We start from the raw sequence: 26160 nt of genomic DNA on the forward strand, positions 1-26160 counted from the left end.
ACGATGGCTTTGGCCCGCGATGCTACACCACGTTGCCGAGCTGAATGATGGGAAGATACATCGCGATGACGAGACCGCCCACGAGCGCGCCCAGCACGGCGATCACCACGGGTTCGCACAGACTCGCAAAGGTGCCGATGCGATCGTCCACCTGCCGGTCGGCAAGGCTCGCGAGATCGAGCAGCATGGCGTCGAGCGAGCCGGATTCCTCGGCGACGGCGATCGGCTGCACGACGTCATCGGGGAAGCACCGCAGCGCGCGCATGGCGGCCGCGAGACGCTCGCCGCGCCGCAGACGCACGGCGATCTCCACGGTGGCGTCGTCGAACACGCGATTTCCGGTGGCCTGCGTGAGCGAATCGAATGCGTCGGAGAGTGGCGTGCCGGCCGCGAGCAGCGTGCCGAGCGCACGGCTCCAGCGCGCCACCGCAAGCGAGCGCAGCAACGTACCCGCGAGCGGCAAACGCAGCGCGGCGAGATCCGCGCGCCGTCGCGCCTGCGGTGACCGCTTCAGCCGATGTACGCCGATCAGCGCCACGCACGCGCAAACCACCACGAACGGCACGCCATGACGCGCGACGCCGTCCGATAACGCGAGCACGAAGCGGGTCGGCGCGGGCAGGGCGGCGCCGAAGCCGTCGAAGATCGTCTTGAAGGTCGGCACGACGCCGATCAGCAGCCCCGCCGTGATCGCGAGCGACAGCAGTAGCACCATCACCGGATAGGTCAGCGCGGCCCGCAGCTTCGCGCGTTGCGACGCGCTGCGCTCGCGGTCATCGGCGATACGTCCGAGCACGGCAGGCAGCGCGCCCGCCACTTCGCCGACCGCGACGAGCTGACAATACAGCGCATCGAACGAAGCGGGATGACGCGCAAGCGCCGCCGAAAACGGCACGCCGCGTGTAATGTCGCGGGCGAGCGTGCGCATGAGACGCGCCGATCCGCCGCGCGAACCGGCGTTGGATAGCATGTCGAGCGCATTTGCGAGCGGCAGTCCCGCGCGCAGCAAACCGGCGAGCTGACGCGTAAAGACCGTGATCTCGATCCCTTTCGTGCGCGGCGCCGGGGCCCGGCCGAGTGCCTCCAGCCCGATGACGATCACGCCGTTGGACCGAAGCGACGCGCGCGCCGACGCGGCATCGGCGGCGATGGTCTTGCCGCTGCGGCGCCGGCCGTCGGCATCGACGCCGCGCCACGCGAAGCGCGTGTCCGTGGATTCGTCGCGCATCATGCGATTTCCGTGGCCTCGGTGGCTTCCGCGACGCTCGTCACGCCCTCGCGAACGCGTGCGAAAGCGGCATCGCGCAAGGCGGGCATGCCGTGCAGTTGCGCTGTGCGGGCAATGGCGTGCGTCGCCGCGCGTCCGACGATGAGTTCGCGGATGTCATCGGAAACCGGCATAACTTGATGCACGCCGACGCGCCCGCGATATCCGATGCCATGACACGCCGGACACCCACGCGGCTCGAACGGCCGGATGCCGTCGTCTAGCGTAAGTGGCGCGGGCGCGCGACACGCCTCGCACAGCTTGCGCACGAGCCTTTGCGCGGTGATGAGCCGCAGCGCGGATGCGAGGTTATACGGCGCGACGCCGATATCGATCAGCCGTGCGATAGCCGCGGGCGCGTCGTTGGTGTGCAGCGTCGAGAGCACGAGATGGCCGGTCTGCGCGGCTTTCACGGCGACGTCGGCGGTTTCGGCATCGCGGATTTCCCCGACCATCACGATGTCCGGGTCTTGCCGCATGAACGCGCGCAAGGCGACGGCGAAGTTGAGCCCCGCCTTGTCGCGCACGTTCACCTGATTGATGCCCGCGAGCTGAATCTCCACCGGGTCCTCGACCGAGCAGATGTTGCGCGCCTCGGCGTTGAGCATCTGCAGGAAACAATAAAGCGAGAGCGTCTTGCCGCTGCCGGTCGGACCCGTCACGAGCACGAGACCATGCGGCGCGCGAATGGCGGACTCGACCGTGCGACTTTGCTGCGCATCGAGCCCGAGGGCATCGAGCGAAAGAGCGGGCGGCAGCGCGTCGAGCCTGCGCAATACCAACTTTTCGCCGAACACGGTCGGCAGCGAACTCACGCGATAGTCGCCGACTTGCCCGCCCGCCAGCGCGAGACGCAGCCGCCCGTCCTGCGGTACGCGCCGCTCGGCGATATCCATCCGCGCCAGCACCTTGATTCGCGTGATAACGGCATCGCGCAGATGCGTCGGCGGATGCCGCAACACATGGAGCACGCCATCGACACGCAAACGAACGCGCCAGCCATGCTCGCCCGGCTCGATGTGGACATCGGACGCGCCGCGCGACGCCGCTTCGCGCAGCGTATCGGCGACGAGCGTGACCGCGGGCGCGTCTTGATCGGAAGGGGAATCGGGTGCCGGATCGGCGGTAGAAGCAAGGCGAAAGGGAGAATTCATGCGCGTGAGCCGGTCGATGTCGGAAGGCTCCGATCATCTCGCGGCGCATGGCGCGTGCGTAGTCGTCCGAATGGCTAACGCTGCGGGCGTTTGACCGGCGCGACGGGGCGGAAAATCTTGACCGTGCGGATGGCTTGATCGTCGCTGCGCATGACTTCGAAATACACGCCCGCGATGCGCACCGACACGTCGCCGTCCGGAATGTCCTCCAGCGTTTCGAGGATCAGACCGTTGAGCGTCTTGGGGCCATCGGTCGGCAGGGTCAGCTTGAGCCAGCGGTTGAGTTCGCGCAGCGGCATGCTGCCCGCCACGATGCACTCGCCTTTGTCGTCCCAGCCGCCGCGCGACCCCGCGCCGCGCGGAATCGTCGTCGTGAATTCACCGATCAGTTCTTCGATGATGTCTTCCGGCGTCACGAGCCCCTGCAATTCGCCGTATTCGTTGACGACGATCGCGATTCGCTGGCCGCTTTCCTGAAAGTACTGAAGCTGCTGGAACACGGGCGTTCCGGTCGGCACGAAGTAAGGCTCGGCGAGCAGCGCGCGCAGCGTCTCGCGTTCGAGTTCCTGGTTATGCAGCGCGGACAAGGTCTTGCGCACGTGGAGCACGCCTAGAACGCGGTCGATATCGCCCTGAAACACCACCAGCTTATTGTGATAGCAGGTTTCGAGCTGATGCAGAATTTGATCGAAGGGCGCATCGAAGTCGAGCGCTTCAATGCGTCGGCGCGGGATCATCACGTCATCGACGGAAATGTTTTCTAGATCGAACAGATTCAGCAGGATGCTGCGGTGCTTGGTCGGCATGAAACTGCCCGATTCCAGCACGATGGTGCGCAATTCTTCCGGCGAAATGCGTTGATCGCGGCCGCCTTTCGTGTTGATGTGCAACGCGCTCAGAATGGCGTTGGCGAAAAGATTCACGAACCACACGAGCGGCCGCGCGATGCGCATGAGCGGCGAAAGGATCAGGCTCGCGGGCAGCGCGACTTTTTCGGGATATGTCGCGCCGACGATTTTCGGCGCGATTTCCGCGAACACGATGATGAGAAACGCGACCATGCCCGTCGTGATCGACAGGACCATGTTGTTGTGGCCGAAAGTCTTGAGCGCAATCGACGTGGTGAGAACCGGGATGATCGTATTGATCAGGTTGTTGCCGATGAGAATGACCGAAAGCAGTTGATCGGTCTTGGCGAGTAGTCCTTGCGTAGTGCGCGCGCGCAGCGATCCTTGACTAGCAAGGAATTTCAACCGATGGCGATTGAGCGCCATCATCGACGTTTCGGAAATCGAGAAAAAACCGGAAAGAATGAGCAGCAGAAAGATGGCGCAAATTTGCGCCCATAAGGGAAGGTTGTCCACGCGTTGATCGAGTAGGGGCGGTGATGGGGACGACTATAACAGACGGTTTTATTGACTTGCCTGCTGCGTGCACGCGCTTGGCGGACCCATGGCAGACGCGTAAATCAGCCGCGCAAAACAAAAAACCCGCATGGCGGACCATGCGGGTTTTTCAGCAATTCTGGTCGGGGTGAGAGGATTCGAACCTCCGGCCTCTACGTCCCGAATGCGCTTTCGCTGCCTGTATCCGTACCCCAGCCTAGGGAAGAGTCATTATATATCAATGGGTTAGTATAACGCGATGGTCGGTTGATGTTTTCGGTTCGGTGGCAATCCGCGCAAAATTGGCACCTATTCGCCACCTGTTTTTCTTCGCACGGCATTGAATCAAAGGTGCCACCGATTTGCCTCCGGGAAAGCGGGCACGCTGTAGATGCGCTGTTTACTGGAGATGCGGATGCGAGCAGGCTGGAGTGACACCCGGGACCGGACCGACAAATTCTTGAAAATTTTGGTCTGGCGGTGCATCCACGGAAGGCACTTTACGATGGTTAATCTGTCAAGTACAGTGTAAAGTGTCAACCCGCCTGTCAAGTCAACATCGAGGAAGTCATGGGTAAGAGTCTGAGCAACGCACCGGTCTACTACACCGTCGCCCAAATCCAGTTCAATCCCGTCCTGAATCTGGACGCATACATTTCGGCTATCCAAGCCAAAATGCGGGAAAAGCATTTTCCGGACTTCAAGCAGGAGGTGGTCCAGCGGCTTGTGCTTCCTTTTGGAGCTATTGAGCCTGGCCAGGTCGCGGCGCCGACTTTCACACCTCAGTCGAGGTATCAGTTTGGCGATATTTCGGGCAGCACAAGGTTCGTGCTGGAGACGAACGCACTGTCGTTTCAGACCACTGAGTACGAAACGTTCGATGCCTTTTCTCATGCGTTGTTGGCGGGTCTTGGCACTGTGCATGACGCCCTGCAACTGGATTTTATCGAGCGAATCGGCCTACGGTATCTGGATGCCGTGTTGCCGTCAGGAGAAAAGGAGTCGCTGCGAGACTTTCTCGTACCAGAGGTCCTCGGACTCTCATTGCGCGACCACGCACAACACCAACATTCGGTCAGTGAAACGCTCGTGACCAGTCCTGCAGGGCAGCTTGTCTCGCGCGTGATTATTCGTCATGGGCAAGTTGGTCTGCCAGTTGAACTGACCTCGCTGGCACCAAATATAGACCCTCGATTTACGCAGCACGTAGGCTTGCACGCCGTAATCGATACGGATGCCTCCGTCACTCAGCGAGAGGTGTTCGATTTGGAAAAAATCGAGGCCCGGTTGACAGCCCTTCACAACGAAATTGACAAGTGCTTCAAGGCTATCGTAACAGACCACGCTTTGGCCACTTGGGCCTGAAGGAGGCGCTATGAGCAGCGAGATGTCCTACGGTGGATGGGTTACCGAACGCCCGGCCGTGACTGGCGGTACTTCAAGCCTGGTGCGGCTGGTCGGGTGGGTCGCCGCTGCTGGGGCGGCATTGACCGTGATAGGTACGGGCGGCCACTTGTCACTGGAGCGCCTTCAATCGGGAGTTCAGCAAGCGCTCTATAGCACCGCTGACGTAGCGGTAGTTGACGATGTCCGAACGCCAGCTGAAGACCTTGCACGGATACGCGACGTGCTGCATCCGGCAGTGTCGGACCTGGCTGCGACACTCGGAGTGTCCCGTCAGTCCGTCTACAACTGGCTCAATGGGGAGCAAGTTGCAGAGGAGAATGCAGCTAGGTTGCAGGACCTTGCTCGAGCTGCTGATGTGCTGGCCCACGAAGGAGTCGCCGTAAATGCGGCATTGCTAAAGCGGAAATTTGCCAATGGCCGAACGCTCATGCAAGTCGCCCAGTCAGGAGAGTCTGCGCGCGACGCAGCGTTGGTGCTGGCGCAGATTCACCAGCGCGAGAGCGCTCAGCGTGAGCGTATGAACGCTCGAATTGCGAACCGCGCGAAGACGTCAGCTACTGCCGACTTTGACCTTCCTTCATCCAACGACCAGGCGTAAAGGTGCGAAGTGGTGGAGTGGAATCGTGAGACACCGTGGCGCCAAGGATTTCTGCTCAGCGACGCCGCAATTGATGCGTTGGGGCTTCGCCATGCGGCAAGTCCCGATAAGACGATAGTCGTCGTTGCAACTCACGACTGTGACCTCGCACAGGACCCGCAATTCGAGCCGGTCGTCGAGGTCGTCGTGGGATGTTTGACCGTGAAGGACGGCAACTGCACCCACGCCAAAAATGCGCGCAAGCTTCACGTTGAATTTGCAGGCGAGGCTCCCTTCTGGGCGGAGTTCGAGGCGACGGCCAAAGTTGGTATCGACAAGCTCAGGCTAAATGAATACTTGCCTCGGTCCGAAGTCCGCCTCCGTTCCGAGGACCACGCCGTCCTGCAGATGTGGCTGGCGAGTCGATACCGCCGCTCCGCTTTTGCGGATGAATTCGAGCGCCGGTTGACCAAGGAAACCAAGCTGGCGGAGAAAATCGCGAAGGCCGTCAAGCCGCATGGGGAATTGATTATCGGTGTCTTCTTCGACGTGGACGAAGGTGTGGAAGTTACTCGGAACGGTCCAGATGACACCTATGTGCTCGACATTACTATCCTTCACCAGGCGGCCCCTGATTTCGTCGCTGCGGAAAGCGCTGCAAGGGCGGCCGCTGATGCCATCGGGAAGGCGTTCAAGGAAAAGCTGCTCGCCCCTTCAAAGCAATGGCAGCAAATCGAACTCCGCTTTTGTGAGCCGATGTCGGAGTCGGTGCTGACGTACGAGATGTTCAAGCAGTTGAAGCGCTGGAGGCTGGAGCACATTAGTCTTGCCGCTGAGCCACAGCAGCCCGTGCTGGCCGAATAGCCGGGCATTGGGCCGACTGGTGATATTGCTGCATGATGGGCATCAGATGATGCTTATCGGGTTTGTGAATCCCCCAAGTCTTTGTAAAATCGCTCACCGGTGTCCTAATAGGACACTCGCGCAGCGTTCGGACGTTATGGAACGATGGCAAGGCTTGGGCGTGCGACAGGGGTTGAATTCGACAGAACTCGTATCTTCGAATGCAAAAGGAGGGGGATGAGATGTTTCAGGTCAGGGAATCTCGCGGCGAACTTGAGCGGTTTCTCGAGCAGGATGTATCCCGGCTCGAAGGCGTCCTCCTCCAAATAAATAAGCGACCTTATGGGCCTGGGCGTAATTGACGAACAGGCCATGCCGCCGTTCGCCTTCACGCCGATTCTTGATGTCGTTCGCTTCCTTTTCGGGGCGGGCAACTAGGGTCTGATTCTTGTCGGACCCACTTCGCACGCGGACGACGAAATAGTCGTCCAACCGGCTGAGCTTGGGCTTAAGGCGTTGGCCTTTCAGCGACTCGACGTATGCGTCGGCTTTTTTTCTTGGCGCTGTGGGCGAAGGTTTGCTTGAGGTCGTCACGATGCTTGACCGTTACGAGATACTGCGAGCGGTTCTCGATGGACGCCATGTCCATGCTCCAATTTGTTGAGGAGCACGGTATACGTCGCACTAGTGCGCATGTTTTGTCGCTCGGCGCGTGGATTGTCGGAAAGTGCCTGAGAACAGTAGGCCAACTTTTTTTCGACTTTTTTCGCGATGGCGAATTCGGCCCGATTGCCACCGAATTGCCACTACCCGAGCACACAAACAAAAACAGCGGACATCTAGTCCGCTGTTTGTAAGGAAAATTCTGGTCGGGGTGAGAGGATTCGAACCTCCGGCCTCTACGTCCCGAACGTAGCGCTCTACCAGGCTAAGCTACACCCCGAATTTGTTTTTACCTGGACTTTAGAGGCGGTTTAGTCTCTTTCAAGACTGCCTCGACGTCGAGTAAGAACATAATTCTATCAGGCTTTCTTTGTAAATGGAATCTGGAAACGAAGAAATCGCGCTTGCCGCAGCGTGCGCTTCCTTGCGCGCGCACTCCAGGGTGTGATCGAGCGCGCCGGAAGTCGTAATGGCGTGGAAGATCGTATCGAATCGATCGGTGCCGCCTTGCTCGATCGCCTCGCGCGCGAGTGTCGCTTGCTCCAACGTGCCGTGCCCCATCAAATAGATGAGCGGCAGCGTGGGCTTGCCTTCGCGCAGGTCGTCGCCGGCATTCTTGCCCATGGATTCAGGCGTACCGGTGTAATCGAGCCAGTCGTCCATGATCTGAAACGCGGTGCCGATGCGCCGGCCGAATTCCGCCGCCGCTGCTTCCGTGCGCGCGTCAGAGCCTGAAAGTACCGCGCCGAGCTGGGCCGCCGCTTCGAAAAGCTTCGCCGTCTTGTAGCGGATCACCTGCATGTAACGCGCTTCGTCCACGTCCGGATCGTGCATGTTCAGAAGCTGCAGCACTTCGCCTTCGGAGATGACGTTGGTCGCGACGGATAGAATCTCCATCACGCGCATCTTGCCAACGGTCACCATCATTTCGAACGAGCGCGAATACAGGAAGTCGCCGACCAGCACGCTCGCGGCGTTGCCGAAGAGCGCATTGGCCGTCTTGCGGCCGCGACGCAGGTCGGATTCGTCGACCACGTCGTCGTGCAGAAGCGTCGCCGTATGAATGAACTCGACCACGGCGGCCAGTTCATGCCGGTGCCCCGTCGTGTCCCCAAGCGCGCCCGCGACGAGCAGCAAGAGCGCCGGCCGCAAGCGCTTGCCGCCCGCGCCGATGATGTACTCGGAAATCTGGTTGATGAGCATCACTTCTGATGCCAGGCGCTGCCGGATGACGCGATTGACCTGCTGCATGTCCTCGGCGATCGGGGCAAGCAGTGCGGCGGCGTTGGGAGGGGAAGTGGCGGTGGACGACATGATCGGCTAATAAGGTGATGCGGCGGATTATAAGGCGAATCCGACTGACCACGCGTGTCGGGCGCGAGCATCGGAGGCGTTTGCCCGCGAAATCGGCGTCAAATCGGACTGTTTTCGCCGAGGATCGCGCCGTCATGCACAACGCAGGGGATTGTCAATGCGTTTTGACGAAGCCTCTAACCCTATGTATAATCTCGTGTTTTCCTCGCGCGGTGCGTGGAAAAATGAATTCAGAGTGAGGTTCTCAATGTACGCGGTCATAAAAACCGGCGGCAAGCAGTACAAAGTTGCCGTTGGCGAAAAATTGAAAGTAGAACAGATACCGGCAGACATTGACGCTGAAATCACGCTCGACCAGGTTCTCGCAGTAGGCGAAGGCGAATCGATTAAGTTCGGTGCGCCGCTGGTCAGTGGGGCTTCCGTCAAGGCTACCGTGGTCTCCCAAGGTCGTCATGCCAAAGTGACCATCTTCAAGATGCGTCGCCGGAAGCACTACCAAAAGCACGCTGGCCATCGCCAGAATTACACCGAACTGCGCATCGACGCGATCAACGCCTAAGGCGTGGTCGCATCGTTATCGTTACGCGGAAATCGGTTAAGGAGCTAATCAAATGGCACACAAAAAAGCAGGCGGGTCTTCCCGCAACGGCCGCGACTCAGAATCGAAACGCCTCGGCGTGAAGGTTTATGGCGGCCAGGCAATCAACGCAGGCGGCATCATCGTTCGCCAGCGCGGCACGCGCATGCACCCGGGTGAAAACGTCGGCATCGGCAAGGATCACACGCTGTTCGCGCTGGCCGACGGTCACGTCAAGTTCGTGACGAAGGGCGCAGCAAGAAAGCACACGGTCGTCGTCGTCCCGGCAGCTTAAGTTTTACTGCACGGGCTTCAGGACCGACAAAGGCCCCGCGAAGTTCGCGGGGCCTTTTGTTTTTTGGATGCGCGAAACGCCGCATCGCCAGGAATTCTTCATCACCATGGCTGGCGCACGTCAGTCACGGCAAAATAGTATCTCGACCGGAACTTGAGCTTCAATGCAAGTTCCGGTCTCATCGAGCAGAAACACGGGACGGAGCAACGCATGAAGTTCATTGACGAAGCGAGAATTGAAGTCATCGCCGGCGACGGGGGAGATGGCAGCGCGTCGATGCGCCGCGAAAAATTCGTCCCGTTCGGCGGACCGGACGGCGGCGACGGCGGTCGCGGCGGCAGCGTCTACGCAGTTGCGGATCGCAATATCAATACGCTGATCGACTACCGGTTCTCGAAGAAGCATCAGGCACGCAACGGCGAAAACGGTCGCGGCGCGGACTGCTACGGCAAAGGTGGCGACGACATCACGTTGCGCATGCCGGTCGGCACCATCATCACGGATCAGGACACGGGCGAACTCATCGCCGATCTGACCGAACACAATCAGCAGATTCTGATTGCCCAAGGCGGCTCGGGCGGCCTCGGCAATCTACATTTCAAGTCGAGCACGAACCGTGCGCCGCGTCAGAAGACCGACGGCAAGCCGGGCGAGCGCCGCATGCTCAAGCTCGAGCTGAAGGTGCTCGCGGATGTCGGTCTGCTCGGCATGCCGAACGCGGGGAAATCCACGTTTATCGCGTCGGTGTCGAACGCGCGGCCGAAGATCGCCGATTATCCCTTCACCACGCTTGCGCCGAATCTCGGCGTGGTGCGCGTGGGTCCGAGCAAGAGCTTCGTGATCGCGGACATTCCCGGCCTGATCGAAGGCGCGGCGGAAGGCGCGGGGCTTGGGCATCGCTTTCTGCGTCACTTGCAGCGCACGGGCGTGCTGTTGCATCTGGTCGATCTCGCCCCGTTCGATGAAAACGTCGATCCCGTTGCCGAGGCGAAGGCCATCGTCAACGAACTGCGCAAATACGACGAGTCGCTCTACGAAAAGCCGCGCTGGCTCGTGCTGAACAAGCTCGACATGGTGCCGGAAGACGAACGTCGCGCGCGTATCGACGACTTCGTCGAGCGTTTCGAATGGACCGGGCCGGTGTACGAGATTTCGGCGCTGACCGGTCAGGGTTGCGAGGCGCTCATCTACGCAATCTACGACTACATTTCGCAGAACTCGGACGCGTCGCGCGCGGCCGAGGCCGAGGATCTCGCGGCGGACGTGCGCTTTCGCGACACGCCTGTGAAAGAGCAAGCAGACAAAGACGTAGACGAAGAGTAACGACGCGGCCCGCCCGCGTGGGCCGCGACACCCGAGGAGAAAGCGCACGATGCGTTCGGTCATCGCCGCTGCGAAGCGAATCGTAGTGAAAGTAGGGTCTAGCCTCGTTACAAACGACGGGCGCGGGCTCGATCATGCGGCAATCAATCGCTGGGCGGCGCAAATCGCGGCCTTGCGCGAGCAGGGCAAGGAAGTCGTGCTGGTGAGTTCCGGCGCGATCGCGGAGGGTATTCATCGGCTTGGATGGACCAAGCGTCCGCGCGAAATCGACGAATTGCAGGCCGCCGCCGCCGTCGGGCAGATGGGGCTTGCGCAGGTCTACGAGAGCAGCTTCGGCGCGCACGGCATTCGCACCGCGCAGATTCTGCTGACGCACGCCGACCTGGCCGACCGCGAGCGCTATCTGAACGCGCGTTCCACTTTGCTCACGCTGCTGCGTCTGGGCGCGGTGCCGATCATCAACGAGAACGACACGGTCATCACCGACGAAATCAAGTTCGGCGACAACGACACGCTCGGCGCGCTCGTGGCGAATCTGATCGAAGGCGACGCGCTCGTCATTCTCACCGACCAACGCGGCCTCTTTACCGCCGATCCGCGCAAGGACCCGAGCGCGACGCTCGTCGGACAGGCGGACGCCGGCACGCCAGAACTCGAAGCCATGGCGGGCGGCGCGGGTTCGAGCCTCGGACGCGGTGGCATGCTGACGAAGATTCTCGCGGCGAAGCGCGCGGCGCATAGCGGCGCGAACACGGTGATCGCAAGCGGCCGCGAAGCCGATGTGCTCACGCGGCTCGCTTCCGGCGAGATGATCGGCACGCAACTCATCGCGCGTACGGCGCGCATTGCGGCGCGCAAGCAGTGGATGGCGGATCACCTTCAAATGCGCGGTCACGTGGTGATCGACAACGGCGCGGTTCAGAAGGTCACGGCCGAAGGCAAGAGCTTGCTGCCGATCGGCGTGATCGACGTGAAGGGCGCGTTCGATCGCGGCGAAGTCATCGCCTGTTTGGACGACGAAGGACGCGAAGTGGCGCGCGGTATCACGAATTACAGCAGTTCAGAAGCGCGGCTGATTCATCGGCGGCCGAGCGGCGAGATTGAAACGGTGCTCGGCTATATGCTGGAGCCGGAGCTGATTCACCGCGATAATCTGGTGCTCGTCTGAGATTTGATGCGTAAAAGGCCCGCGTGAAAGCGGGCCTTTTCGCATGAGCGCATGTTCGACGCAACTCAACTCAACGTAAACTCAACGCAACCCAACTTCAGCGCACGTTGATGGAACTCTGTGTGCGCTTGTACTGAATGTTGCTGGCGATCTGCTTGGCCGTGCCGACCGGCAGTTTGCTCGTGCAGAAATAATCCTGATACAGCGCCGCCTGATACGCATTCAATTCGCCATTTTCTATGCGGCGAAAGTCGAATGCGACCTCGCGATCCCAGGCCGTACCGTTATCGTTGATGCTCGCGTAGCGGCGCCATTCGTAGGTATCGCAGCGAATGCCTTCGTAATTTACATTGCGCGCGCCGCTCGGGCTCGTCGCGACGATCACGTAGCGAATGACGCCATCCTTGCCGACCGAAAGCGAAGTCTTGTCGACGGCGAAAATCAGCGGCGTATTCTGCGACACGTTGAACGCAAGCATATTCGAGGCTTCGGGCAGCGGCGGAAGCGTATCGACCTTTTCCTCGGTCCACTCCGGCTTCTGGTCGAGCAGATAGGTGAAGACGCCATCGTCCTGAGTGGACGGGCCTTTGTTGCTGGAGCAGGCAGCGAGCGTGGCCAGCATGGCCACGGATACCGCAGCGGACAACGCAAATGAACCAATGGCTTTCAATTCGATCTTCCCGAAAACAGGTGCGCATACGGCAACAGCACGGCGAATTGCTCGCCGTGCCGTGCTCAGTGTCAAAGTAAAAGAAGAACCGCAGTGATCAGTCGCACGAAGACCGCTGCACGATGATATGCACTTCCTCGCTGATCGTGCATTCTGCCTGAACCTCGTTGCCAGCGACGGTTACGGCAGGTGCTTCGATCGTCATCGTCTGGACGACGCGTGGATAGCGTGGTCCGTGATGCGCGACGCGCTCGCCGCGTTCGACGCGGGAGTTGGTACGCCGCAAGAAGCGGGATAGCTCGGTCAGAGCCAGTTGATAAACGTCACGCTTGAACTCGATTACCGCATCCAGCGGGACCCAGTATTCGTTCCAGCGCCAGGCATCGAATTCCGGATGGTCCGTCGCGCGCAGGCAAATGTCACAGTCGCGTCCCACCATGCGCAGCAGAAACCAGATCTGTTTCTGTCCGCGATAATGTCCGCGCACTTCGCGCTTGATGAACTTATCCGGCACCTCATAACGCAGCCAGTCGCGCGTGCGACCGACGACCTTGACGTGCTCCGGAAGCAAGCCGGTTTCTTCGTGTAACTCCCGATACATCGCTTGCACAGGGGTCTCACCGTACTTGATGCCCCCTTGCGGAAACTGCCAGGAATGTTCACGCAGCCGCTTACCCCAAAACACTTCGTTGCGCGCGTTCAAGAGGATGATGCCGACGTTCGGGCGAAAGCCTTCACGATCCAGCATACAACCACCTTCGAATCCTTTAAAATTGCTTTGATTATAAACAGATAACGGGCACGGCGTATTGGAATCAACCCGCGGAACCGGCCTTCGTCATTAGCCCGGGTTCGAAGCACGCATAAGCGACTTTTTGCCAGAGCACTCCGCGTGCGGCAAAATCTTCTTCCGTTGGCCGAAGTAGCGCATCGACGCGCCGCCTCTGCTCCGTACAAAGCCGTCGTCCGTCCCGTCGTTCACACGTATCGCCAGTTTCGAGAGCCAGAGCTTTCGGAGCGCGTGGCGCATTTGGAAAACTTGAATGAAAGCATCCCGTTTCTTCATCGGCACCCTGAAAGAGGCGCCCTCCGAGGCCGAAATCGTCAGCCACAAGCTCATGATGCGCGCCGGCATGATCCGTCGCGTCGCGGGCGGCATTTACGATTACCTGCCAATCGGCTTGCGTTCGGTACGCAAGGTCGAGGCCATCGTGCGTGAAGAGATGAACCGCGCGGGCGCGCTCGAACTGCTGATGCCCGCCGTGCAGCCCGCCGAACTGTGGCAGGAATCGGGACGCTGGGAACAATACGGCCCCGAACTGCTGCGCTTCAAGGACCGTCACGACCGCGACTTCGTCATGGGCCCGACGCACGAGGAAGTGGTGACCGAGATCGCGCGCAGCGCAATCAAGAGCTATCGGCAGTTGCCGGTGAACTTCTATCAGGTGCAGACGAAGTTCCGCGATGAAATCCGCCCGCGCTTCGGTGTCATGCGTGGTCGCGAGTTCATCATGAAAGACGCGTATTCGTTCGATAAAGACACGGCCGGCCTCGCCGAGTCGTATCGGAAAATGTTCGATGCCTACGTGCGCATCTTCACGCGCATCGGCCTGGAGTTTCGCGCCGTCGCGGCGGACAACGGTTCGATTGGCGGCAGCGGCTCGCATGAATTCCACGTGATCGCCGAGACGGGCGAGGACGACATCGCGTATTGCCCGGCTTCGGATTTCGCGGCGAACGTCGAGGCTGCCGAAGGCGTGCCGCTCGTCGCCACGCGCGCCGCGCCCGCCGAAGAGCTCAAAAAGACGCCGACGCCCGGCAAGGCGAAGTGCGAAGCCGTCGCCGAGTATCTCGGCATTCCGCTCGAGCGCACGATCAAGTCGATCATTCTCGCCACCGACAACGAAGGCGCCGAGCCGACCATCTGGCTTCTGATGCTGCGCGGCGACCATTCGTTGAACGACATCAAGACGGGCAAGTTGCCAGGCCTCAAGGGTTATCGCTTCGCGACGGAAGCGGAGATCGTCGAATGGTTCGGCACGCCGCCGGGCTATCTCGGCCCGATCGGCACGAAAAAGCCGGTGCGCGTGATCGCCGACAGCACGGTCGCGAACATGAGCGACTTCGTGGTCGGCTCGAACGAAGTGGATTTCCACACGACCGGCGTGAACTGGGGCCGCGATCTGCCCGAGCCGGAAGTCGCGGATATCCGCAACGTCGTCGCGGGCGATCCCTCGCCGGACGGTAAGGGCACGCTCGAAATCTGTCGCGGTATCGAAGTGGGCCACGTGTTCCAGCTTGGCACCAAGTACTCGGATTCGATGGGCGCGACCTTCCTCGACGAAAACGGCAAGCCCGCGCCCATGCAGATGGGCTGCTACGGCATCGGAATCACGCGTATTCTGGGCGCAGCCATCGAACAGAACTTCGACGACAAGGGCATCATCTGGCCGGAAGCCATTGCGCCTTTCGAAGTCGTGATCTGCCCGATGGGCTACGACCGCAGCGAAGCCGTGCGCGAGCAGGCCGACAAGCTCTACGCGACCTTGCAGGAAGCCGGCCTCGACATAATTCTCGACGATCGCGGTGAGCGCCCGGGCGTAATGTTCGCGGACTGGGAACTGATCGGCGTGCCGCATCGCATCGTGATTGGCGATCGCGGGCTCAAGGACGGCAAGCTGGAATATCAGGCGCGCTGCGATACCGAAGCCACGCTCGTGCCGGTGGACGAGGCAGCGGGCATGGTGACGGCCAAGATTCGTGAGGCGCTCGCGAAGTAACGTGCAATACAACTTCCTGTCGGCGACGATTCTGCTTCTGTTGATTACCGATCCGCTCGGCAATATTCCAATCTTCATCAACGCACTGCGCGGCGTCGCTATCGAGCGGCGCCGCGTCGTGATTTTGCGGGAAGTGGCGATTGCGTTCGTGATCCTGCTGGTGTTCATGCTGGCCGGCGACCGCTTCCTGCGCGCGATGAACTTGACGGATCTGTCGTTGCGTATCGGCGGCGGGATCGTGCTGTTTTTGATCGCGCTGCGAATGATCTTTCCGCATCCCGACGGCCCGATGGGCGGCGACTCGCGCGGCGGCGAACCGCTTATCGTGCCGCTCGCCATTCCCGCGCTTGCGGGACCGTCCGCGCTTGCCACGGTAATGCTGCTGACATCGCAAGCGCCGGGGAAGATGCTGGAATGGATCGGCGCGCTCACGGTCACCATGGTCGTGTGCGCCATCGTGCTCGTGCTGGCCGAGAAGATTCAACACTGGCTCGGCGAGCGCGCGGTGACGGCATTCGAGCGCTTGATGGGGCTCGTGCTCGTGGCCATTTCGGTCGAGATGATGCTCACGGGCATACGGACCTTCGTGCATCAGCTATGAAAAAAGCGGCCTCGGCCGCTTTTTTTCACTGACTACCGAACGAACGCTCATGCGCCTTCGGTTAGCGCGCGAATGGTTGGTAGATTCCGCCAATAACCCTTCGCGTCCATGCCGCAGCCGAACACATAACGGTCCGGCACTTCGAAGCCGCAGAAATCAGGACGCAGCGGTTTCGCCTTCGGGATGATCTTCTCGCACAGCACCGCCGACAGAAACTGCTTCGCGCCCATCGCCATGATGCGGTCGCGGATAGCAGCCATGGTTTCGCCTTCGTCGAGGATATCGTCGAGTACGAGCACCACGCGATCTTTCACCGATTCGGCCGGCGCCACGCGCCACTGCATTTCGCTGCCGCCCTTGATGGCGTTGCGATAGCGCGTCAGATGGATGTAGTCGAACTCGAGCGGGAAGTCGAGATGCGGCAGCAGCATGCCGGTGAAAACGGCCGCGCCTCCCATGACCGAAAGCACGAGCGGGAAATCGTCGCTCGTTGCCGCCTTGATGGCTGCAGCCATGCGTTCGATCGATGCGTTGACGGCCTCGACCGAAACGATCTCTTCGGAGTGGCTGAAAATATGGAGAGCTTCTTCGCGATTCATAGAGGGAAGCGGGGAGGCGGACTACTTAGTGTGGAAAGAAACGGCGGCGTGCGCCCTATGATAAACCCGCGCTCCTCGCGGCGTTCGGCGCGAGCGCGGGCCTGTTCTGTCGCGCCTAGCGCATGCCGGGCATCATGCCCTTCATGCCGCGCATCATCTTTTGCAGGTTGCCGCCTTTAAGCTTCTTCATCATGCCGCGCATTTGCTCGTACTGGTTCAGCATGCGGTTGACTTCCTGCACATGCACGCCCGCGCCCGCCGCGATACGACGTTTGCGCGCGGCCTTGATGAGCTCGGGCTTCGCGCGTTCCTGAAGCGTCATGGAATTGATGATGCCTTCCATGCGACGCATCTGCTTCTCGGCGTTGTTCATGTCCGCGCCTTGCGCCGCTTGCTGAAACTGCGCGGGCAACTTGTCCATGAGCGAAGAGAGGCCGCCCATTTTCTTCATCTGCGAGAGCTGCGCCTTGAAGTCGTTCAGGTCGAAGTCGCCGCCTTTCTTGACCTTGTCGGCGAGTTGCTGCGCGGCTTGCGTGTCGACGCCGCGCTGCGCTTCCTCGACGAGCGCGAGAATGTCGCCCATGCCGAGGATCCGGTTCGCCATGCGATCCGGATGGAACACTTCGAGACCGTCGAGCTTTTCCGCGACGCCGACGAACTTGATCGGCTTGCCGGTGACATGACGCACGGAGAGCGCCGCGCCGCCGCGCGAGTCGCCGTCGAGTTTGGTGAGCACGACGCCGGTGAGCGGCAGGGCGTCGTTGAACGCCTTGGCGGTGTTGACCGCATCCTGACCGAGCATGGCGTCGACGACGAAGAGCGTTTCGGCGGGCTTGAGCAGCGCGTGTAGCTCGCTGATCTCCTTCATCATGGCTTCGTCGATACCGAGACGGCCGGCCGTGTCGACGATCACGACGTCATGGTAGTGGCGCTTGGCCCAGTCGATTGCCGCGCGCGCGATATCCGCGGGCTTCTGATCCGGCTCGGACGGGAAGAAGTCCGCGCCGACCTGCTCGGTCACCGTCTGCAACTGACGAATAGCCGCCGGACGATACACGTCGACAGAAACCGTCAGCACCTTCTTCTTGCTCTTTTCGCGCAGCAGCTTGGCGAGCTTGCCGGTGGTCGTGGTCTTGCCCGCGCCCTGCAAGCCGGCCATGAGAATGACGGCGGGCGGCGTGACCGCGAGATTCAGTTCGGCGGCCTTGCCTTCGTAGTCGCCGCCGATCACGGCAGTCAGTTCGCGCTGCACGACGCCGACGAGCGCCTGGCCCGGCGAAAGGCTCGACAGGACTTCCTCGCCGAGCGCCTTTTCCTTCACCTTGGCGATGAATTCGCGCACGACCGGCAGCGCCACGTCTGCTTCGAGAAGCGCGAGACGCACTTCGCGCAGCATCTCCTGCGTGTTGGCCTCGGTGAGGCGGGCCTCGCCGCGCAGCGTCTTGACGACGCGCGCCATCCGTTGAGTGAGGTTGTCGAGCATGGGGAGCGCTATAGAATGCGGCCCAGAATTCACAGTGACATGGCGCGCTCACCGCGCTGCGCACTATGCTGGCGCAAGGGTGAAGGCGTCGCGGAACCGGGGCCTAGTGTAAACTTCGAACATGGATATTGTACTGTATGCCCTCACTGCGCTTCTCTACGGCGGACTAGCCGTGGCGGGGTGGCGCGCGCATCGTCATACCGCCGTCGAACCGGCGCTGGCGGGCGTGCCTGCGGGCGTAGGCTCGATGACATCGACGTCGCGCGCATCGGGCATGAGCGGTGTCGGGCGCGCTTTATTATTAGTGGCATTGCTGGTGCATGGCGTTCTGCTGCACACCACCATCTTTCCGCAGAACGCGATGATCTTCGGCTTCGCGTTCGCGCTCTCGGCCATGTTCTGGCTGGGCGCGGGCATCTACTGGATCGAAAGCTTCTTCTTTCCGCTCGACGGCCTGCGTCTGCTCGTGTTGCCGCTCGCTTGCGTGGCGTCCTTGCTGCCGCTTCTGTTCGGCGGCGTGCGCGTGCTTTCGTATTCCGCCGCGCCAATGTTCAAGCTGCATTTTCTGATCGCCAATATCGCTTATGGGCTGTTCGCCATCGCGGCGCTGCATGCGGTGCTCATGTTGCTGCTCGAGCGCCGGTTGCAGCGCATGCGCGGCCTCAACACGCGTCATGCGGCCAATGGCGGCTGGCTCGCGAGCTGGCTCGATACCTTGCCGCCGCTGCTTACACTCGAAAAGCTGCTGTTCAGATTGATCGCGGCTGGCTTCGTGCTGCTTACGCTGACGCTGGTGTCGGGCATCGCGTTCAACGAGCAACTGGTCGATCGCGCGCTGCGTCTCGATCACAAGACCGTGTTCGCGTTCCTTTCCTGGGTGATGTTCGGCGCACTGCTGACCGCGCGACGCGTTTCCGGCTGGCGCGGACGCGCTGCCTTGCGCTGGGTGCTCGCTTCGTTCGTCGCGTTGCTGCTGGCTTACGTGGGCAGCCGGTTCGTCTTCGAAGTGCTGCTGCATCGCGCAGTGGTGTGAGCGCGGCATTTCCAACCTGTTCAAGTCGATGCGAAACTTCATTCTTCTGATCGCGCTCTTCTTCGTGACCCAATGGCTCCTGAAGAAACTGCGCCGCGCCAACGAGCGCGCTCAAGCCGATGCGCGTTCGTCGGCGGGAAGCGGCGCGCCGGGTTCATCGGGCGCTGCGGGTGCTGCGGGTGCCACTGGTGCGCGCCGCACGCGTGGCGGCGCCGCTGCGAGCGATACTCCGCAGCTCACCGATCCGCTCATCCGCTGCGTGCAATGCGGCGTGCATACGCCACGCAGCGAGTCGATCGTGGTGGCGGGACAGCGCTTTTGTTGCGATGAACACGCGCGACGTCATGCCGCGAGCCCGCGAGGGCGCGACGCGCGTTGAGCCTTCGGTGCCGAAACGAACATGCGCCGCCTCACGTCGAGGATGTCTTGCAGACCGCAAAGGCGCGCTGTTCCCGCAAAGGCCGTGCTGCGGTAAGCACGGTCATCCTCCATTGACACGCACTAAGCGCATGCGGCGGCTACTTAGCCAACCGTGAACGTGAGATGCGGTTTGCGGCGTCTATAGTGCGGCGAGCGCAGTCTCATACATCTAAACTCTCGCCGACTGCTAACGCCTGCATCGCCAGGATGGCATCGGCGTGAACGTCCCGCACGCGCAAAGACTCAAATCGGCCTGAAAGCCGACGATGGCGGCGACTTGCCCCGCCGCGCTCGGACACGCAACGGTCAGCACCAGTTGATTGGGACGGGTTTCAGCGGACATGCACGCTCCACATTCGATAAAGGTCGCCACGCCGCTCGTGCGGCGGTCGCGTATAGCGCAATCACGCGCCCGATTCACGCCTGTCCACACATCTTGACTTCGTTATAAACGCCTCGCGGAAGCTCCGTCTCGCTGCGCCGCAGCAAGCTCACGCCCGATCCCTTGCCGTGCTTTGACGCAGCAAAAGTCAACCCCGTGAGCGCATGGTCAGAGCAAATAAAACTTTTTGAGACTGTGCGAAAGTCCACTATACTTGGTGCCGAAAGACGTACTTTGCACTATATCTTGTGTTGTTGAGGCGGCGCCCGCTCTAATGAGCCGGCGCCGTCGGCTTTCCGGCGTAAGAGAAGTTGGCTGGCCCGGGGCGGTGCGCGCGACGCTTCCATCTGCGAGGAATGGGGCATCGGGGGTATCGAGCGCCAGCAAGAAGCACCGTGAAGAAGGCATGCAAGTGAACGTGAGTCGGAACGTGAGTCGGAACGCGAGTTGAAACGTGAAATCGCGTCGACCGACACCGCGCGCCAACGCGGGCATCGCATGAGACGCCAGAAACAATGCGGGCCGTTATCGGCGTTATTTTTTGCGCGATTCGTGTTCCGAGCCTGCTGTATTCAGCCTGGCTTTACCGCCAAACATCGCGCGTGTCGCATCGGTTCAACGACGACGGCAAACGCGCGCGGCATAAGTGATAAATCCGCGGACCATCCGCACCATTCGAACATCAGGAGTTTTGCACATGCAAACCACCGAGAACGCCACGACTTCCTTCGAAGGCGCATCCGCGCGGCCGCAGGGCGGCGCCAATGCATCGGGCGCGCCAGCGCTCGCGCCGAACACGACGTACGCGGACTACAAAGTCATCCGCCGCAACGGAAGCGTGGTGTCGTTCGAGCCGTCGAAGATCGCCATCGCGGTCACGAAGGCGTTCATCGCCGTGAACGGCGGTCAGGGCGCGGCGTCCGCTCGCGTGCGCGAACTCGTCGACCAACTGACGCAAGCCGTCGTGCGCGCGCTCGTGCGCAGCCGTCCGCATGGCGGCACGTTCCATATCGAAGACATTCAGGATCAGGTCGAACTCGCGCTGATGCGCGGCGGCGAGCACAACGTCGCGCGTGCCTATGTGCTGTATCGCGAGAAGCGCACGCAAGAGCGCGCGCACGCGCCGGAAGTCCGGGCGAACGCGAGCGGCATCAACGTGGTGGACAACGGCGTCACGCATCCGCTCGATCTGGACGCGCTCAAGGCTCTGATCGTCTCGGCCTGCGCCAATCTGGGCGATGCCGTCTCCGCCGACCCGATCGTCGCCGAAACGGTGAAGAACCTGTACGACGGCGTGCCGATGAGCCAGGTCTACGACTCGGCCATCCTCGCCGCGCGCACGATGATCGAAAAAGACCCGGCGTACAGCCAGGTCACCGCGCGCATTCTGCTGCACACCATTCGCCGCGAAATTCTCGAAGGCGAAGTGACGCAAGCCGAAATGGGCGAGCGCTACGCCGAATACTTCCCGCAATTCATCAAGCAGGGCGTGCAAGCCGAACTGCTCGACGACAAGCTCCAGCAATTCGACCTGAAGCGTCTCGGCGCCGCGCTCGACGCGAGCCGCGATCTGCAATTCGGCTATCTCGGCCTGCAGACGCTGTACGACCGCTACTTCCTGCACACGGAAGGCAAGCGTATCGAACTGCCGCAAGCGTTCTTCATGCGCGTCGCAATGGGTCTGTCGCTCAACGAGATCGACCGCGAAGCGCGCGCCATCGAGTTCTACAACGTGCTGTCGTCGTTCGACTTCATGTCGTCCACGCCCACGCTCTTCAACTCCGGCACGCGCCGTTCCCAGCTTTCGTCGTGCTATCTGACGACCGTCGCCGACGACCTCGACGGCATCTACGAAGCGCTCAAGGAAAACGCGCTGCTCTCGAAGTTCGCGGGCGGGCTCGGCAACGACTGGACGCGCGTGCGTGCGCTCGGCTCGCACATCAAGGGCACCAACGGCAAGTCGCAAGGCGTCGTGCCGTTCCTGAAGGTCGTGAACGATACGGCCGTCGCGGTGAATCAGGGCGGCAAGCGCAAGGGCGCGGTGTGCGCGTATCTGGAGACGTGGCACCTGGACATCGAGGAATTCCTGGAACTGCGCAAGAACACGGGCGATGACCGTCGCCGCACCCACGACATGAACACGGCGAACTGGATTCCCGACCTGTTCATGAAGCGCGTGCACGAAGGCGGCGACTGGACGCTGTTCTCGCCGGCTACCTGCCCGGACCTGCACGACCTGTTCGGCGCGGCTTTCGAAAAGGCCTACACGGCTTACGAAGAGAAAGCGGCGCGCGGCGAGATCAAGCTGTTCAAGAAGCTGCCCGCGGCGCAACTGTGGCGCAAGATGCTCGGCATGCTGTTCGAGACCGGCCATCCGTGGATCACGTTCAAGGACCCGTGCAACGTGCGCTCGCCGCAGCAGCACGTGGGCGTCGTGCACTCGTCGAACCTGTGCACGGAAATCACGCTGAACACGAGCGACAACGAAATCGCCGTGTGCAATCTGGGTTCCGTGAACCTGGTCGCGCACCTGGCGAAACAGGCGGACGGCACGCTCGCGCTGGATCACGCGAAGCTCAAGCGCACCATCAGTGTGGCGATGCGCATGCTCGACAACGTCATCGACATCAATTACTACGCGGTGGCGAAGGCGCGTAACTCGAACCTGAAGCATCGTCCGGTGGGCATGGGCATCATGGGCTTCCAGGACTGCCTGCATCTGCTGCGCACGCCGTATGCGTCGCAAGAAGCGGTCGAGTTCGCGGATCGTTCGATGGAAGCCGTCTGCTACTACGCTTACTACGCGTCGACGGAACTGGCGGAAGAGCGCGGCCGTTACTCGAGCTATCGCGGCTCGTTGTGGGATCGCGGCATCCTCCCGCAGGACACGCTGCAGTTGCTGGCCGAGGCGCGTGGCGGTTATGTCGAAGTCGACACGTCCGAATCCATGGACTGGTCCGTGCTGCGTTCGCGCATCTCGACGCACGGCATGCGCAATTCGAATTGCGTGGCGATTGCGCCGACGGCGACGATCTCGAACATCATCGGCGTGTCGGCGTGTATCGAGCCGACGTTCCAGAACCTGTATGTCAAGTCGAACTTGTCGGGCGAGTTCACGGTGGTCAACGACTACCTGGTGCGCGACCTGAAAGCGCGCGGCCTGTGGGACGAAGTCATGGTGTCGGACCTGAAGTACTTCGACGGCACGCTGTCGCGCATCGACCGCATTCCGGCCGATCTGCGCGCCATCTACGCCACCGCGTTCGAGCTGGACGCGAAGTGGGTGGTGGAAGCGGCGGCGCGTCGCCAGAAGTGGATCGATCAGGCGCAGTCGCTCAATATCTACATGGGCGGCGCATCGGGCAAGAAGCTGGACGAGGTCTACAAGCTCGCATGGCTGCGCGGCCTCAAGACCACCTACTATCTCCGCACGATGGCGGCGACGCACGTCGAGAAGTCGACGGTGGCGCACGGCGCGCTCAACGCGGTTCCTTCAGGCGATGGCGGTAGCGGTGCCGCTGGCGCCGGTGGTGCGGACGGATTCAACGGCGGCGCGGTTGGCGGTGCGGCGGCGGGCGGATTCAACGCTGCGGCGGTGGTGGCTGCTGCCGTGCCGGTTGAAGCGGCTCAGGAAGCCGATGGTCCCGTCTGCATGATGCGTCCCGGCGACCCCGGCTTCGACGAGTGCGAAGCTTGTCAGTAAGCTAGTTGCTGGCGGTTCGATCAGGTAGGGCTTTATGTTTCACGCCGGGCCGGCATTGCGTGCTTCGTTGAAGGAAGCGCGCGGTGCCGGCCCGGTTTCGTTTTGGTTCGATCGTTCTGTTTGCTTCGCGGCTTTGCAACGTGGCGCTTCAGGCTTTCATCAACCTCGCGTTCCTCGCGAAATCTCCGATCCGGCATCGAGCGGCAATCGCGCGGTTATCGGCATCGACAAGAACGAAAACATTCCGACGACGAAAAACGCGGGCCAAAAATCCGACCACTGCACAGCCGAATGTCCGTTCAGATACTGCGAGAACTCGAGCGTCACGCCGGCGATCGTCACACCCAGCCCGAGCGATACCTGCTGCACGAAGCTCGCGAGACTCGTCGCGCGTCCGACATCGCGCGTTTCGATCTCCGCATAAGCGAGCGAGTTGAGGCTCGTGAACTGCAATGCGGGAAAGAAGCCGCCAAGCAGCACGACTGCCCAGATCAGCCAGGTCGGCGTGCCCGGAAAGAAGGTCCCGCAGGCGGCGATGGCAATGCCGGAAAGCGCCGCGTTGAAGAAGAGCGTGCGTCGAAAGCCGAAGCGCCGCAACACGCGCGACGCCAGCGAGCGCATGAACATGCCGCCGAAAGCCGAAGCGCAGGTGATCGCGCCGGACTTGAAGGCCGTCATGCCGAGCCCTTCCTGCAACGCGAGCGGCAGCAGAAACGGCACCGCGCCAAGCCCGATGCGAAAGAGCGATCCGCCGATCACGCTCGCCTGAAACGTCGGCACTTTGAAGAAGCGCAGATCGAGCAGCGGCCGTTCGACGCGCGCCGCATGCATGATGTAGAACGAGACCATGAGCGCGCCGACGACGCACATCGCAACGGCCACGGTTGGCGACACGAGCTCGCCGCCTACGAGCGACAAGCCGAGCAGCAGCAGCACGCCCGCGCCCGCCGAGAGAAAGAAGCCGAACCAGTCGAGCCTGCCCGGATGCTCCTCGCGCGAATCCGCGATGTAGCGGTTGGTCAGATAGATACCGAGAATGCCGATCGGAATGTTGATGAAGAAGATCAGCCGCCAGTGCAGATAGGTCGTGATGAAACCGCCGAGCAGCGGCCCCACGGCGGGTCCGAGCATTGCGGGCAGCGAGAGATAGTTCATCGCGCGAATGAAGTCCGCGCGCCGCACCGAGCGGAAGATGATGATGCGCCCGACCGGCACCATCATCGCGCCGCCGACGCCTTGGATGAAGCGCGCCACCGTGAATGGTCCGAGCGAGGTGGACGCCGCGCATAGGATAGAGCCGACCACGAACACGCCGATGGCCGCACGAAACACGGTGCGTGCGCCGAAGCGGTCGGCGACCCAGCCGCAGATCGGTATGAAGACGCCGAGGCCGAGCACATAACTCGTGACGGCAATCTTCAGCGTGACGGGATCGCGCCCGAAGGCACGCGCCATTTCGGGAATCGCAGTGACGATGACATTGGCATCGACGCTTTCCATGAACATCGCGCACGCGACGATGAGAGGGGCGATGAGAGCTTTGGCGATCGGCATGGAGAATCGCGTTCGACACGAGGCAGCGAGAGCGGCGATTATGGCACCGATATGGAGCAGCCGACGAGTACGAAACTCGCAACGCGCCGCGATGAACATGGAAGAGGAGTGAAGAAGCGATGGACCCGCAAGACCTGCAACGACTCGTCACGCAGACGATGCCCTACGGCAAGTACAAGGACCGGCTCATCGCCGACTTGCCCGCTCACTATCTCGCGTGGTTCGCGCGTGAGGGTTTTCCAGAGGGCAAGCTGGGTCGCCTGCTTGCGCTCATGCATGAGATCGACCATAACAATTTGCGCTCTCTGCTCGATCCGCTGCGAGGCCGCTGAGGCTGTGCGTCAAGCGCTATAGGTTGTATTTGCCGGGAACGCAAGACACAATATCTAGTGGAAATTGGATGCGCCAAATGCTAGACTTCGGCAACGGTTTCGACGCATCGGAGCGCTTTGCCGAGAGGTCGAAAACAGCCTTCGGTGCATGAATGAACAGGCTTCGAACCCTTGCATCGAGTCACTCGTCGAGCTCATGCATCCGCGTCTCGCGAGACCACGGCAAAGCACGGCGAAGAGCATGCAGAGATGACGTATCGACACCACGAATCATCCAAGCGCTTGAGTCTTGTGACATCGCTCGACATTGCATCGCTCGAACATCGCAAGCAAGAACGTCAGCGCTACGCGGCATCTATCGCGAAGAGAGTCATCGAGCAAGCGCGAAGTCACGCGACATGATTTGATCGTCAGCCGCAAAGCCTTATGCGGCAACGCTCTCAGAGCTTCGAGAGAACACGGTCGAAGCACTCGCCGGTGTCATCGAACACACTCGATCAGGACCGCTTCACACACGCTTCCACCGATCTTGCATGACGCTTCACACACGATGTGATGAACCAAATGTTGTATGCAGGAAGCAACGCCGAAACTAAAACGCGTGAAAACGAGAATTTCCATGAGCAAACT

General features: G+C 61.2%; 23 protein-coding genes, 1 tRNA gene and 1 pseudogene. 13 read left to right on the forward strand and 12 right to left on the reverse strand.

Features of this window, described 5'->3' with window-relative positions; translation table 11 throughout:
- Positions 1-22: 22 nt before the first annotated feature.
- From P9292_RS28685 to P9292_RS28695, 3 genes are all read right to left on the reverse strand, one after another.
- On the reverse strand, positions 23-1231 hold the full coding sequence (locus tag P9292_RS28685) for a type II secretion system F family protein (protein WP_309962380.1): 1209 nt from the start codon (positions 1229-1231) through the stop codon (positions 23-25).
- Positions 1228-2421, reverse strand: coding sequence for a GspE/PulE family protein (locus tag P9292_RS28690; protein WP_309962382.1), 1194 nt, complete (start codon positions 2419-2421; stop codon positions 1228-1230). Before P9292_RS28690 ends, P9292_RS28685 begins: the two co-directional genes overlap by 4 nt.
- Positions 2422-2495: 74 nt before the next feature.
- Entirely contained in the window at positions 2496-3785 is a 1290-nt protein-coding gene (locus tag P9292_RS28695; RefSeq protein ID WP_244826284.1) for an HlyC/CorC family transporter, read from the reverse strand.
- A 591-nt stretch (positions 3786-4376) separates the two neighbouring features.
- On the opposite strand from P9292_RS28695, the gene P9292_RS28700 reads away from it, so the two are divergent.
- The 3 genes from P9292_RS28700 to P9292_RS28710 are packed head-to-tail and all read left to right on the forward strand — an operon-like array spanning position 4377 to position 6654.
- Entirely contained in the window at positions 4377-5171 is a 795-nt protein-coding gene (locus P9292_RS28700; protein ID WP_309962384.1) for a TIGR04255 family protein, read from the forward strand.
- Between the two features lie 10 nt (positions 5172-5181).
- A complete protein-coding gene (locus tag P9292_RS28705; protein ID WP_250526263.1) occupies positions 5182-5811 on the forward strand; it encodes a hypothetical protein in 630 nt (209 codons plus the stop codon).
- Positions 5812-5823: 12 nt separating this feature from the next.
- Complete coding sequence (locus P9292_RS28710) at positions 5824-6654, forward strand: hypothetical protein (RefSeq protein WP_309962388.1); 831 nt, start codon at positions 5824-5826, stop codon at positions 6652-6654.
- Between the two features lie 231 nt (positions 6655-6885).
- On the opposite strand, the gene P9292_RS28715 is transcribed toward P9292_RS28710, so the two are convergent.
- From P9292_RS28715 to P9292_RS28725, 3 genes are all read right to left on the reverse strand, one after another.
- Positions 6886-7227, reverse strand: a complete 342-nt coding sequence (locus P9292_RS28715; protein WP_309962390.1) for a hypothetical protein — start codon at positions 7225-7227, stop codon at positions 6886-6888.
- A gap of 272 nt (positions 7228-7499) precedes the next feature.
- Positions 7500-7576: transfer RNA gene (locus P9292_RS28720), tRNA-Pro, on the reverse strand.
- 41 nt (positions 7577-7617) lie between these two features.
- Positions 7618-8610, reverse strand: a complete 993-nt coding sequence (locus P9292_RS28725) for a polyprenyl synthetase family protein (protein ID WP_309962392.1) — start codon at positions 8608-8610, stop codon at positions 7618-7620.
- Positions 8611-8857: 247 nt separating this feature from the next.
- Here P9292_RS28725 and rplU point away from each other — a divergent pair, with 247 nt between their 5' ends.
- From rplU to proB, 4 genes are all read left to right on the forward strand, one after another.
- Positions 8858-9169: a 50S ribosomal protein L21 gene (rplU, locus tag P9292_RS28730; RefSeq protein WP_244828118.1), complete on the forward strand. Its 312-nt coding sequence runs from the start codon at positions 8858-8860 to the stop codon at positions 9167-9169.
- Positions 9170-9221: 52 nt separating this feature from the next.
- Positions 9222-9482 (forward strand): 50S ribosomal protein L27, encoded by a 261-nt coding sequence (gene rpmA / locus P9292_RS28735; RefSeq protein WP_014192314.1) that lies wholly within the window; start codon positions 9222-9224, stop codon positions 9480-9482.
- Positions 9483-9692: 210 nt separating this feature from the next.
- Entirely contained in the window at positions 9693-10805 is a 1113-nt protein-coding gene (gene cgtA, locus P9292_RS28740; RefSeq protein WP_244826282.1) for an Obg family GTPase CgtA, read from the forward strand.
- A 49-nt stretch (positions 10806-10854) separates the two neighbouring features.
- On the forward strand, positions 10855-11973 hold the full coding sequence (proB, locus tag P9292_RS28745) for a glutamate 5-kinase (RefSeq protein WP_250509496.1): 1119 nt from the start codon (positions 10855-10857) through the stop codon (positions 11971-11973).
- A 97-nt stretch (positions 11974-12070) separates the two neighbouring features.
- Here the strand turns inward: proB and P9292_RS28750 are convergent, their stop codons facing one another.
- Positions 12071-12634: a CNP1-like family protein gene (locus P9292_RS28750; protein WP_404989365.1), complete on the reverse strand. Its 564-nt coding sequence runs from the start codon at positions 12632-12634 to the stop codon at positions 12071-12073.
- A 106-nt stretch (positions 12635-12740) separates the two neighbouring features.
- On the reverse strand, positions 12741-13391 hold the full coding sequence (locus P9292_RS28755; RefSeq protein ID WP_244826279.1) for an RNA pyrophosphohydrolase: 651 nt from the start codon (positions 13389-13391) through the stop codon (positions 12741-12743).
- A gap of 295 nt (positions 13392-13686) precedes the next feature.
- On the opposite strand from P9292_RS28755, the gene P9292_RS28760 reads away from it, so the two are divergent.
- On the forward strand, positions 13687-15423 hold the full coding sequence (locus tag P9292_RS28760) for a proline--tRNA ligase (protein ID WP_309962394.1): 1737 nt from the start codon (positions 13687-13689) through the stop codon (positions 15421-15423).
- A 1-nt stretch (position 15424) separates the two neighbouring features.
- On the forward strand, positions 15425-16024 hold the full coding sequence (locus P9292_RS28765; RefSeq protein ID WP_244826277.1) for a MarC family protein: 600 nt from the start codon (positions 15425-15427) through the stop codon (positions 16022-16024).
- A 47-nt stretch (positions 16025-16071) separates the two neighbouring features.
- On the opposite strand, the gene P9292_RS28770 is transcribed toward P9292_RS28765, so the two are convergent.
- On the reverse strand, positions 16072-16623 hold the full coding sequence (locus P9292_RS28770; RefSeq protein ID WP_244826276.1) for a hypoxanthine-guanine phosphoribosyltransferase: 552 nt from the start codon (positions 16621-16623) through the stop codon (positions 16072-16074).
- Positions 16624-16738: 115 nt separating this feature from the next.
- On the reverse strand, positions 16739-18106 hold the full coding sequence (ffh, locus tag P9292_RS28775; protein WP_244826275.1) for a signal recognition particle protein: 1368 nt from the start codon (positions 18104-18106) through the stop codon (positions 16739-16741).
- 121 nt (positions 18107-18227) lie between these two features.
- On the opposite strand from ffh, the gene P9292_RS28780 reads away from it, so the two are divergent.
- Entirely contained in the window at positions 18228-19139 is a 912-nt protein-coding gene (locus P9292_RS28780; RefSeq protein WP_244826274.1) for an inner membrane protein YpjD, read from the forward strand.
- A gap of 28 nt (positions 19140-19167) precedes the next feature.
- A complete protein-coding gene (locus tag P9292_RS28785; RefSeq protein ID WP_309962396.1) occupies positions 19168-19518 on the forward strand; it encodes a PP0621 family protein in 351 nt (116 codons plus the stop codon).
- 297 nt (positions 19519-19815) lie between these two features.
- Here P9292_RS28785 and P9292_RS28790 read toward each other — a convergent pair.
- Positions 19816-19902 (reverse strand): annotated as a pseudogene (locus tag P9292_RS28790) (formyltetrahydrofolate deformylase); the annotation flags it as partial.
- Between the two features lie 736 nt (positions 19903-20638).
- Here P9292_RS28790 and P9292_RS28795 point away from each other — a divergent pair.
- Entirely contained in the window at positions 20639-23644 is a 3006-nt protein-coding gene (locus P9292_RS28795) for a ribonucleoside-diphosphate reductase subunit alpha (RefSeq protein WP_309962398.1), read from the forward strand.
- Positions 23645-23803: 159 nt separating this feature from the next.
- Here the strand turns inward: P9292_RS28795 and P9292_RS28800 are convergent, their stop codons facing one another.
- Complete coding sequence (locus P9292_RS28800; RefSeq protein ID WP_309962400.1) at positions 23804-25198, reverse strand: MFS transporter; 1395 nt, start codon at positions 25196-25198, stop codon at positions 23804-23806.
- 119 nt (positions 25199-25317) lie between these two features.
- Here P9292_RS28800 and P9292_RS28805 point away from each other — a divergent pair, with 119 nt between their 5' ends.
- Positions 25318-25530, forward strand: a complete 213-nt coding sequence (locus P9292_RS28805) for a DUF3820 family protein (RefSeq protein ID WP_250465684.1) — start codon at positions 25318-25320, stop codon at positions 25528-25530.
- Positions 25531-26160: the final 630 nt, after the last annotated feature.

This window comes from Caballeronia sp. LZ001 (genome assembly GCF_031450875.1).
Classification (GTDB): Bacteria; Pseudomonadota; Gammaproteobacteria; order Burkholderiales; family Burkholderiaceae; genus Caballeronia.